Here is an 11,266-nt window from a genome sequence, read left to right on the forward strand (position 1 = left end):
GATGGATGGGCCGCGGTCGCGTCCCGTCCCGCCGGCGTGCGTGCGGCACCGGTGGATTTCGCGACCGTGACGGCCTCGGCTGGTACGACTCGATGTGACCTGAGCCATAGACTAGCGTTGACTGACGATGTGTCAAGTGAATGACGTAAGGTCGATTTGATGGCGATGCGACGACTGACTGGGCCGCGACTAGAGTTCGATCGGTGGGGGATGCAGTGAGCAAGGCGACCGGCACGGGCGGCAGGCGCGGCACGCTCCGCGCCGAGCAGAAGCGGGCCACCCGCACCAGGCTGATGGAGTCCGCGCGGGGCCTCTTCGCCGGTCGGGGCTACGCGGCCGTGACGGTCGATGACATCGCCGCCGAGGTCGGGTGCAGCCGGGCGACCTTCTACCTGCATTTCCCCGGCAAGGTGGACATCCTGCTGGCGCTGGCCGAGGACGGCATGGCGCCGAGCGCCTTGGCCTTCTACCAGGACCTCGACCGCGTGCTCGACACCGGATCGCGCGCCGAGTTCACCGACTGGATCACCCGCGCCATCGCGTGGTTCCACGAATACAAGGAGATGCTCCCGGCCTGGGACGAGGCGACGGCACTCGAGCCCGACTTCCGAGCCATCGCCCGGGACGGAATCCTCGCCCTCCCGAACTCGATGACGAGCTATCTCGCACGCTGGCCCGAGGACAAGCGCGACGAGGCCCGGCTCCGCGTCGAGCTTCTCGTGACGCAGCTCGAACGATTCTTCACCCGGTGGGCGATGCTGGGAACGATCGATGTCTCCGGCGGGGAGGCCGCGGAGGTCCTGACGGACATCTGGTTCCCGGCGCTGACGGCCCCCGCCGCGCAGTAGCCTCCCCGGCCGACGCCGGCCGAACATCGGTGTCCGCCGATCGGGGGACAACCGATTCATCCCCGGCGGGGCCCGCCCGGTGGACAGACCCGGAGGCGGAATCGGGTGATAGTTGACTCATCGCCGGAAGCGTCCGGCTCGAGGAATCAAACATCCACCCGGACAGGACCATTCATCATGAGCATCGCCACAACCCGCCGCCGTCGCGTCGCCCGCATCGCCACCCTGCCCGCCGCGGCCCTGGCCCTGGCCGGCACCGCCCTCGGCCTCACCGGCGCGACGGCGTCCGCCGGGACGCTGCCCACGACCGGCCCGACCATCGCGATGACGATCACCAACAACACCGGTCAGCCCATGGTGCTGCGGGGCTCGGACAATCCTTACGGCGAGTGGGTCCAGGGGCCGCGGGCGGTGCTCGCGCCGTGGAGCTCGGAGATCGTCACCGCCACGAACAACGATCCGCGGGGAATCGGCGTCGACGTCACCTATTCGCTGCCGGGAGACGCCCAGGCGGTGTTCATGGCGAACAACTATCGGGGCGACGCGAGCCTCGACGGGACCCGGATGACCGGTCGCGACGGTGCCTACTACGGGATCGCGGGCTCGATGGACACCGGCTTCCCGAACCTGAACGCCGGGTACACCATCACCATGCACCCATAGCGGCAGTCGCGTCAGCGACCTAGTCGGCCAGGACCGCGCGCACCTTCTCGGTATCCGCGTCCGTCCAGCCGTCGGGCTCGAGGATGCCCGCCCACATGTTCGCGGCGTCTTCGCCGAAGGTGTGGCCGTGGCCCGCGGGCACGTCGGCCGAGAACACCATGTCCATGGTGACCTGCCAGAACGTCACGAACGGGATCCAGCGCATGCCGGGGTCCACGTCCGGTCCCAGCGGCTCGCGAAGCCAGTCCGGCCGGTGCAGCAGCAGGTCAAACGACCACCAGGTGATCGGGTCGCTCGCGTGCTGCCAGTAGACGATTCGCGGGCTGCCCCACGGCGCGGCCATCTCGAGGTCCTGCGCCGAGGCTGCGAACCGAACGTTCGCGCCGCCGTCGACGACCGGAAGCCGTTCCGGCGAACCGGCGTCTCGGCCTTCCGTGATGCGCCCCCACTGCGGGGAGAAGTTCGGGGTGCCGACCCAAAGTGCGCCGTCGGTGCGGGCCAGCATGTCCTGTGCCCCACCGAAAGCGCCCTGGCCGCCGAAGGATCCGAGGCTCTCGCCGAACGTCACCAGCCTGGGCCGGGAGTCTTCGGGTCGTGCGTCGACCGCCCGCTCCACGGCCTCGAACAGCGCCCGGCCCGCCGCCAGCGGGGTCGAGCGGTCGGCGATGAACGACAGCGGGCTGGGCAGGAAGGAGTACTGCATCGCGGCGATCGCGGAATCGCCGCCGGTCGTGTACTCGAGCGCGGACGCGACCCGGGCGTTGACCCAGCCCCGACCGGTGGTTGTCGCGACCGCGACGACGGACCTGTCGAACGCGCCGGTACGTTCGAGCTCCGCGACGACGAGATCCGCGGTCTCCTCGACGGTCTCGGCGGATTCGCGGCCCGCGTACGCCCGGATCGGAGTCAGTGCCGGGCGGCCGGTCACGGTGGTGATCTGGTCGGCGGTCGGGCCGCCGGCGACGAAGGTGCGACCCTCCTGTCCGAGGCTCTCCCAGGGTTCGGGGGACGCCGGTGAACCGGATCGCTCGGGCGCCGAGGGTCGCTCGACGCCGTCGGCGGTGCCCTGGTCGGCCACCGCAGCCGACCGGTTCGCCATGCCGATCAGGCCTTGGTAGACAAGACCGTTCACGACGAAGAAGGCGAGGACGATCACGAGCGCGACGCTCGCCAGCCGGGCCGCGGGGACCGGGACATACCGTCCACCGAGTCGCGTCAACGCCCGGGTGCCTCGCCGGATACCACGGGCCGCGGTCAGGATCACCCCGGCGAGCACGAGTGCGAGCAGCAGGATCAGCAGATAGTTCGCCCGGTTGATGCGTTCGACACCGGCGAGGTCGCGCACGATCTGCTGCCACCAGGAGCCCAGGACCAGGAAGGTCGGCACCGCCACCACCGTCAGGCCGAGCAGGGTCAACCAGCCGATCCGGCGGGTGCGCTCCGAGTAGCTCGGGGTGACCCCGCACCGGCGGACCAGCCAGGCGGCCAGCACGCCGATTCCGTATCCGGTCGCGAGGCTGATGCCCGTGGCCACCCCCTGCAGATACCACACCCGCGGCAGCAGCGACGGCGTCATCGACCAGCAGAAGAAGAGCAGCGCGACGGCCAGTCCCGCGGGGTGAAACGACCGCCCGAAACGGCCTATGCGATCGACGAATCCGTCGGCGTTCGGGGCATCGGCGGGGCGCGGACCGGCCGGGGTGAGGGTCATCGTCATCGTCGTTCCTGGTCCGGGGGCAACGCCTCCCGGTGGGAGGGGTCGGCCGCTGAGGGTCCTGGCTATCCGGACCGGCCGGACTGCCCGGATCGTATCGGACGCCCGTTCAACGGTGCCGCGTCAGTCGGCGACCTCGTCCGGATCCGGTTCGGCGGGTCGCCGGCGCTGCTCGTCATGCTCGCGGGCGAACAGGCCGGGCGGCGGCCCGGTCGGCCCGCCGTGCGCGAGCACCGCGTGCTCGTAGGCGGACTCGGCGTGCAGCGCCAGGTCGACGCCCGCGATCTCCTCCTCGGCGCTGACCCGGAAGCCCATCCACCGGTCGATCGCCTTGCCGAGCGCGTAGGTGACCCCGAACGCGTAGAGGCCGACCACGACGATCGCCACCGTTTGCTTGCCGAGCTGGGCGAGGCCGCCGCCGTAGAACAGCCCCTCGGCCCCGCCGGTCATCACCTCGGCGGCCAGCAGGCCGATGAGGATGGTGCCAACGATGCCGCCGATCAGGTGCACGCCGACCACGTCGAGCGAGTCGTCGTAGCCGAAGCGGAATTTCAGGCCCACCGCGAACGAGCAGACGACGCCGGCGAGGGTGCCGACCACAGCGGCGCCGAGGACCGTCACCCAGCCGCAGGACGGGGTGATCGCGACCAGTCCGGCGACCACGCCAGACGCCGCGCCGAAGGTGGTGGGGTGCCCGTCCCGCTTCTGCTCGACGAGCAGCCAGCCGAGCATGCCCGCGCAGCCCGCGACCAGGGTGTTGAGGAAGACGGCCGCGGCGGTGCCGTTCGCGGCGAGCGCGGAACCGGCGTTGAACCCGAACCAGCCGAACCACAGCAAACCGACGCCGAGCAGCACCAGCGGCAGGTTGTGCGGCCGCATGGGTTCGGAGCGGAAACCGATGCGCGGACCGAGGACCAGCGCCAACGCCAGTCCGGACGCGCCGGAGACGATCTCGACGACCAGCCCACCCGCGTAGTCGAGGGCGCCCAGCTTGGCGATCCAGCCGTCCGGTCCCCACACCCAGTGCGCGACCGGGGCGTACACGGCCAGCGCCCACACCGGGACGAACACCATCCACGCCGAGAACTTCGTGCGGTCCGCGATCGCACCGCTGATCAGGGCGGCTGTGAGGATCGCGAACGTCAGCTGGAAGGTGGCGAACAGGAACTCCGGGACGCCGCTGCGCACGGTGTCGGGGGTGATGTCCGCCATCCCCAGGTGCTCGAGGCCGCCGAGCAGACCGCCGCCGATGTCCTCACCGAAGGCGAGGCTGTAGCCGACCACCAGCCAGACCACGGTGACCAGGGCGATCGAGACGAAACTCATCATGATCATGTTGAGCACGCCCTTGGAGCGGACCATGCCGCCGTAGAACAGGGCCAGCCCCGGCGTCATCAATAGGACCAGGGCGGTGCTCACCAGCAGCCATGCGGTGGCTCCGGCGTCGATGGTCTCGGGCACGTCGGTTTCTCCTCACGCGCGCGGGCCTCGGCCGCACGCGAGTGGTGACGATGGTCGGTTCCGGTTTCGCCTGCGCGGCGAATGTGTTGCGGCTGTGTTTCGGAATCCGCACCAGCCCCCGGCCGCAGCTCGGAGCAGTTCCGCCGATGACGGCGCGCGGCGGCGGTCCGCCGACGCGGTGTCGCCCCTCGCCGGTACCCTCTCCGCGTGGCCCTCTACCGGAAGTATCGACCGGCAACCTTCGCCGAGGTGGTGGGGCAGGAGCACGTCACCGACCCCCTCAGCACCGCCCTCGACGCGGGACGCATCAACCACGCGTACCTGTTCTCCGGGCCGCGCGGCTGCGGTAAGACGTCGTCCGCCCGGATCCTGGCCCGCTCACTGAACTGCGTGGAGGGTCCGACCTCCACCCCGTGCGGCGTGTGCTCGTCCTGTGTGGCGCTCGCCCCCGGCGGTCCCGGCAACCTCGACGTGATCGAGCTGGACGCGGCCAGCCACGGTGGCGTCGACGACACCCGAGAGCTGCGTGACCGGGCGTTCTATGCGCCCGCGGAGTCCCGGTACCGCATCTTCATCGTGGACGAGGCGCACATGGTCACGACCGCGGGTTTCAACGCGCTGCTCAAGATCGTCGAGGAGCCGCCGGAGCACCTGATCTTCGTCTTCGCGACCACCGAGCCGGAGAAGGTGCTGCCGACGATCCGGTCGCGCACCCACCACTACCCGTTCCGGCTGCTGGCGCCCAACACGATGCGCGGACTGCTGGAGAAGATCTGCGCGCAGGAGAACGTCGCCGTCGAGGCGCCGGTCTACCCGCTGGTGATCCGCGCGGGCGGCGGGTCGCCGCGCGATTCGCTCAGCGTGCTCGATCAGCTGCTGGCAGGCGCGGGCGACGAGGGCGTCACCTATCAGCGCGCGCTGTCCCTGCTCGGCGTCACCGACGTGGCGCTGATCGACGACGCGGTCGACGCCCTCGCCGCAGGCGACGGTGCCGCACTGTTCGGCACGGTGGACAAGGTGATGGACGCCGGCCATGACCCGCGACGGTTCGCCGTGGACCTGCTCGAACGGATCCGCGACCTGATCCTCATGCGGGCGGTGCCCGACGCGGGCGAGCGGGGCCTTGTCGACGCTCCCGGCGACGTGCTCGAGCGGATGCGCGAGGAGGCGGAGCGTATCGGCCCCGCGACCCTGGCTCGCTACGCCGAGGTCATGCACTCCGGGCTCGGCGAAATGCGGGGGGCCACGGCGCCCCGACTGCTGCTCGAGGTGATGTGCGCCCGGATGCTGCTGCCGTCCGCATCGGACGCGGAATCGGCTGTGCTGCAACGGCTGGAGCGACTCGAACGGCGAGCCGACGTCGGTCTGCCTGCCGCGGAGCAGGCGGCCGCGACGCGATCGAGCGCGCCCGCGGAGCCGCCGGTACGGCTGAGCACGCCGGAACCCGAGCCGATCTATCAGCGCCCGTCGCAGCGTGCGGCTGCGCCGCCGAGGCACCCGGAACCGGTCCGGCAGGCGACGCCGGAGCCGGCCCCGCCGGTTGCGCCCGAACCGGTTGCGCCTGAACCTGTTGTGGCGGTGGCCGAACCCGTTACGCCCGAACCGGTTGCGGCGGTGCCCGAACCCGTTGCGCCCGAACAGGCCGCGCCGGAATCTGTTGAATCCGAACCTGTCGCGCCGGAACTGGTCGTGCCGGAACCGATGGCGCGAGAGTCCGTCGAGCCGGCCGCGGCGGTGGTCGACCCCTTCCCCATTGCGGAGCCGGAGCCGGTCGCGCCGTCGCCGGAGCCGGCCGTCGCGTCGACGGAACCCGTTGTCCCGGAGTCCAATGTTCCCGAATTCGTTGCGGTGGAACCCGTTGCGGCGGAAACGGTAGTGCCCGAATTCGTTGCGCCTGCCGTGGTCGAGCCAGCACCTGCGCGCGAGCCGGAACCGCAGGTCCTCGCCGAACCCGAGCCGACGGTGGCCGAGCCGGTCGCTGCGCAGTCGCCCGCGCCTGCGGCGCCCGCCGCCGTGCCCGGCCAGCCCGACGCCGCCGCGGTCCGCACCGTGTGGTCGGAGGTCAGGGCGAAGGTGCGCGATCGCAGTCGCACCGTCGAGGTGATGCTCTCCGGCGCCACCGTCCGAGCGGTGGAGAACAACCGGCTGATCCTCATGCACGCCTCCGCCCCGCTGGCCAAGCGCCTGGTGGAACCCCGCAACGCGGAGGTGATCCGCGACGCGCTGCGGGACGTGTTCGGTGTGGACTGGGCGATCGACTGCGAGGTCGGCGCCGCCGCGCCCGCCGATGCGCCGCCCAGGGCCCAGCCCGCCCGCCAGCAGCCGTCGAAACCGGCGGGAGCGCCGCGGTTCTCGCGTCCGAGCCAGGAACGGGCGGCGCCCGCGCCCGCCGAGCGGACCGAGTCCGCCCCCGGTCCGGCCGCCGACGACATCCCGCCGCCCGACGAGCCGGACTACCCGGACGATCCGGGCTCGACGTACGCCGCGCCCGATTCGGTCACCCCGGAGGACGAGGAAGAGATGATGGCCCAGGCCGCCGAGCCTGCCGACCCGTCCGTTCGTCGCGATCCGGAGGAGATGGCGCTCCAGTTGCTGGAGACCCACCTCGGGGCCAAGCGGATCGACGGCTAGCGGTCGATCCGCCGGGCTAGGGTCGGAAGATTGCATCGACACGAGGCCGGAGGGTCGTGATGGACACGCCGCAGTCGCGCAGAATTCGCGATCTCGTCTACGAGATGTTCGCGACCGAAGGCCGTGCGCCGTCGGTCGCCGAGCTGGCTCGGCTGACGCAGAGCACCGTCGAATCGGTTCAGCACAACCTCGACGACCTGGCCGAGGCTCATGCAGTAGTCCTGGCGCCCGACCGAGATGCGGTTCGCATGGCGCACCCGTTCGCCGCCGCGCCGATGGCGTTCGTGGTTACCCCAGCCGATGGGCACGACGATCGCCGCTGGTGGGGTGGATGCGCATGGGACTCCTTCGGCATCAGCGCTGCCCTGAACCTCGAGGTCCGCATCGACACCGCCTGCCCACGGTGTGGTGCCGCGATCAGCTTCGTATCCGGCCCTGCGACCGCACCGCCAGCAGAACTTGTGGTCCGGTTCCCGCGGCCGGCCGCGCTGTGGTGGGACGACGTCGTCGGCACCTGCACGATGATCCGCACATTCTGCAACCGCGACCACGCCGAACAGTGGACCGCCGACAACGCTCCCGGCAGTGGCTTCATAGCCGACGCCACGGCCGTTTGGCGACTGGCCGGCCCGTGGTACGGCGACCGCCTGCACCCGGACTTCCAGCCACACAGCCGCGAGCACAACCAGCACCTGCTTGACGAGTGCGGGCTCGCCGGCCCGTTCTGGCAGCTGCCGTAGCGAACCAGAACGCGCCGGCACTCGGTCGCTCGAATGCTAGGCCGAACGGCGCTCGCTTGACGCCATGCTCCGTCGGGCGAAGTCGATGCTCAGCGCGATCATCGTCTTGCTCTCCTCCAGGACGACGCCGAGCACGGGGAAGGCGTGGATCTGCCCGCTCCACAGGTGCGTCTCCACCGGCCGACCCGCCCGCTCGAGCAGTTCGGTCATGACCTCGACGTCCGGCCGCATCAGCTCGTACTCGGCTGCGGCGAGGAACACCGGCGGGAACAGCGCCGGGTCGGCCTGCACCGGCGACTGCGCCCCGACGATCAGCTCCGGCCCAGCCAGCCAGCGGTCCTTGAGTTTGCGCACCTGGCTCATCGGCAGATAGGCGTCGCGCTTCATGTAGGCGGGGTCGTGCGACTCGAGGTCGAGATTGAGCAGCGGCGAGTACCCGATGACCGCTGCCGGGGGTGTGATCCCCTGCAGCGCACAGATTTCGGCGACCTTCATGGCGAGATAGCCGCCCGCCGAATCACCCGCGACGATGATTCGCGTCGGGTCCTCACAGGTCTCCAACAACGCGGTGTACGCCGCCATCGCGTCGAACAGCGAGGTACCGATGCCGCCGTGCGGCAGCTGCCGGTACTCCACCGAGACCACCGGGACGCCCGAGCGGGCCGCGAGCGCACCGCAGGCGCCGCGGTGGGTGGCCAGCCCGCAGAAGACGAATCCGCCGCCGTGGAAGTAGAGGATGGTCGCGCCCTGCAACGCATCGGTGGCCCTGCGCGGATGGGTGACCTTCTCGCACCGCACCCCACCGAGCGTCATCGGCTCGAGGGTCACTCCCTTTGGGGCGGGCGTCCGGTCGGACCAGGCATCGAGTTTCGCCAGTGTGCGGATGCCTCGATCGGACATCGGCCACATCGTGAACAGCGGTTTGATGAAGATTCTCGCGAACCAGAAGACCAGCCGTGCCCGAAAGCTGACGTTCCAGTGCCACACCGTGGATCCCTGCATCGGCTTGCTGCCCCTCGTTTGTGCCGGTTTCGGTTCCACCACGATAGGGCGGCGACGGGCAGGCGACCAGCGTCCCACCGCCCGGCCGGTGTGTGACGGTTATTCCGCGCGCGCGGCCTCGCGGGCCAGCATCCGGTCCCGCGACTCCTCGAACCGGTCGGCCGATCGCCGGAGGTCGTCGAGGTAGGCGGCGAGACGGTCCCGCGCTCGCTCGCCTGCATCGCTGAAGTCATTGCGCTCGAACACGTTCCAGATGCGGAGCACCGGCATGACGACATCGTCGAGATGCTGCCTGAGATCGTAGATGCCGTGCTTGGCGAGGAGCACCGCGTTCCGTCGGAAGCCCGGCATGGACAGGCCCGGCATCTGGAAATTGATCAGCACATCGGTGATCGCCTCGAGGGCGTCGTCGGGCACGAGGTCGAGCGCGGCGCCCGCGAGGTTTCGGTAGAAGACCATGTGCAGGTTCTCGTCCGCCGCGATCCGGTCGAGCATCCGCTCCGCGACGTCGTCCGCGCAGGCGTTGCCGGTGTTGCGGTGCGAGAGCCGGGTCGCGAGCTCCTGGAACGTCACATACGCCACCGAGGGCAGGAACGCGGCGTTCAGCGGCGAGTCGAGGCCGTTCGTCAGGTGCTCCATCCGGAACCGCTCGAGCTGCACCGGGTCGACGGCGCGGGTGACCACGAGGTAGTCGCGCATGACGATCCCGTGCCGGTTCTCCTCGGCCGTCCACCGGTTCACCCAGGTGCCCCACGCACCGTCGAGCGAGAAGCTGGCGGCGATCTCGCGGTGATACGAGGGCAGGTTGTCCTCGGTGAGCAGGTTCGTGATCATGGCGGCCTTGGCCAGCTCGGAGAGCCGCGACTGGTCCGGGTCCCAGTCCACCCCGCCCATCGCCGCGAAGTTGCGACCCTCGTCCCAGGGCACATAGTCGTGTGGATGCCAGTCCTTGGTCATCGTCAGGTGCCGGTTGAGATTGGCTTCGACCGTCGGTTCCAGCTCCCTGAGCAGGTCGAGCTGGGTGAAGGTCATGGTCATGAGTACTCCTTGGGAAGGAAGAACCTCGAGAACCAGTCCCGGACACGTGTTGGTGCCCGCGGCCATCCACGCCCATTGAACACCGCGGGTGGCGCCACTTCCAGGAAAGCGCGAGATTCGTTCCCGCGTCGATTCGGGCGCAGATTCCCGACAGGTCGGGTCAGCGGACCCTGGTCCTCGGGATGCCAGGCCCGGCAACCTGATCGGACGCCGAACGGCGCCCGGCCGCGCGGCCGCGACCCGAAGGAGTTACCAGATGAGCACCACCCATTCGGTTGACGGCGCCGCAGCCCCGGCCGGGCAGGTTCCGGCCCCGGCGCGCCGGAGCTCCGCGCTCTGGGCCGCGACGGGCGCGCTCGCCGGTATCGCCGGGATCGTCGGCATGCAGGCCAGCGCCAGCCTCTCCGCCACCATGGACGAGGGCGTCGTGGGCAACGCCGTCGCCATGATGAACCGGATGGCCGAGCAGCGGACCCTGATCCTGGTCGAGCACGTCGCCATGACCGGCGCGGCGCTGCTGCTGCTCGTCTTCGCCGCCGGGTTGTGTCAGCGGCTCGCCGGGAGCCTCGAGCCGTCCAGCCTGCTGCCGCAGGTCGCGGCCGGGGGGCTGATCCTCACGGCGGCCGCGTGCCTGATCGGCACCGGCCTGACCACCGAGCTCGTGTTCGGTTTGAGCGAGGGCGACCAGTTGTTGCCGGAGTTCGCGGCGGTCGGGGCGCACTGGATGGGCACCATCCCGTGGCTGTGGGCGGGCGCGGGCGTCAGCGCCATCGCCGTCGCGGTCGCCTCGCTCCGGCACGGTGCGCTGCCTCGGTGGATCGGCTGGACGAGCGCGGTGCTGGGGGCGGTCACGGCCCTGTTCGGGATCTCCCCGCTGCAGTACATGGCGGGCTTCACCGGGCCGGTCTGGGTGCTGGTGTGCGCGGTCGGGCTGTGGTTCTCGGGGCGTTCCGCGCGGGCGTGACCCAGAATAGGCCTCCGGCCCGTGAGTCCTTCTGGTCCCCAGGCGGGCCAGAAGGACTCACGGGCGCCGGAGGCGCAGGGAAGCGAGGGACGTTGTGAGCGAGCGAAGTGGGGGGTCGGGGGGGCCCCGCCGGGTGGCGGGGCCCCCCCCCCGGCGCCCCGGGGCCCCCCCGGTGGGGGGGGTGGGGGGGGGGGGGTACAAAAAG

At 70.6% G+C, this 11,266-nt stretch carries 9 protein-coding genes; 5 read left to right on the forward strand and 4 right to left on the reverse strand.

The genetic code is table 11. The features are described from left to right. The first annotated feature begins 203 nt into the window (after positions 1-203). Both ACFXMV_RS03730 and ACFXMV_RS03735 read left to right on the forward strand, forming a co-directional pair. Entirely contained in the window at positions 204-848 is a 645-nt protein-coding gene (locus ACFXMV_RS03730) for a TetR/AcrR family transcriptional regulator (RefSeq protein ID WP_378499114.1), read from the forward strand. A gap of 177 nt (positions 849-1,025) precedes the next feature. Further along, positions 1,026-1,511 carry a hypothetical protein gene (locus ACFXMV_RS03735; protein ID WP_378499113.1) on the forward strand — a complete coding sequence of 162 codons (486 nt, stop codon included), beginning with the start codon at positions 1,026-1,028 and terminating at the stop codon, positions 1,509-1,511. Between the two features lie 19 nt (positions 1,512-1,530). Here ACFXMV_RS03735 and ACFXMV_RS03740 read toward each other — a convergent pair whose 3' ends face one another. Further along, entirely contained in the window at positions 1,531-3,222 is a 1,692-nt protein-coding gene (locus ACFXMV_RS03740; RefSeq protein ID WP_378499117.1) for an alpha/beta hydrolase, read from the reverse strand. A gap of 126 nt (positions 3,223-3,348) precedes the next feature. Then, positions 3,349-4,686 (reverse strand): ammonium transporter, encoded by a 1,338-nt coding sequence (locus ACFXMV_RS03745; protein WP_378502561.1) that lies wholly within the window; start codon positions 4,684-4,686, stop codon positions 3,349-3,351. Positions 4,687-4,893: 207 nt separating this feature from the next. On the opposite strand from ACFXMV_RS03745, the gene ACFXMV_RS03750 reads away from it, so the two are divergent. Together ACFXMV_RS03750 and ACFXMV_RS03755 are read left to right on the forward strand one after the other, a co-directional pair. Further along, a complete protein-coding gene (locus tag ACFXMV_RS03750) occupies positions 4,894-7,317 on the forward strand; it encodes a DNA polymerase III subunits gamma/tau (protein ID WP_378499111.1) in 2,424 nt (807 codons plus the stop codon). Positions 7,318-7,376: 59 nt separating this feature from the next. After that, positions 7,377-8,057 carry an alkylmercury lyase family protein gene (locus ACFXMV_RS03755; RefSeq protein ID WP_378499110.1) on the forward strand — a complete coding sequence of 227 codons (681 nt, stop codon included), beginning with the start codon at positions 7,377-7,379 and terminating at the stop codon, positions 8,055-8,057. Positions 8,058-8,093: 36 nt separating this feature from the next. Here the strand turns inward: ACFXMV_RS03755 and ACFXMV_RS03760 are convergent, their stop codons facing one another. Together ACFXMV_RS03760 and ACFXMV_RS03765 are read right to left on the reverse strand one after the other, a co-directional pair. Beyond that, on the reverse strand, positions 8,094-9,059 hold the full coding sequence (locus tag ACFXMV_RS03760) for an alpha/beta hydrolase (RefSeq protein ID WP_378499109.1): 966 nt from the start codon (positions 9,057-9,059) through the stop codon (positions 8,094-8,096). A 99-nt stretch (positions 9,060-9,158) separates the two neighbouring features. Then, complete coding sequence (locus ACFXMV_RS03765; RefSeq protein WP_378499108.1) at positions 9,159-10,097, reverse strand: acyl-ACP desaturase; 939 nt, start codon at positions 10,095-10,097, stop codon at positions 9,159-9,161. A gap of 256 nt (positions 10,098-10,353) precedes the next feature. On the opposite strand from ACFXMV_RS03765, the gene ACFXMV_RS03770 reads away from it, so the two are divergent. After that, positions 10,354-11,061 carry a hypothetical protein gene (locus ACFXMV_RS03770; protein WP_378499107.1) on the forward strand — a complete coding sequence of 236 codons (708 nt, stop codon included), beginning with the start codon at positions 10,354-10,356 and terminating at the stop codon, positions 11,059-11,061. Positions 11,062-11,266 lie beyond the last annotated feature (205 nt).

The sequence above is a fragment of the Rhodococcus sp. NPDC059179 genome (assembly GCF_042754885.1).
Lineage (GTDB): Bacteria > Actinomycetota > Actinomycetes > Mycobacteriales > Mycobacteriaceae > Rhodococcus_G.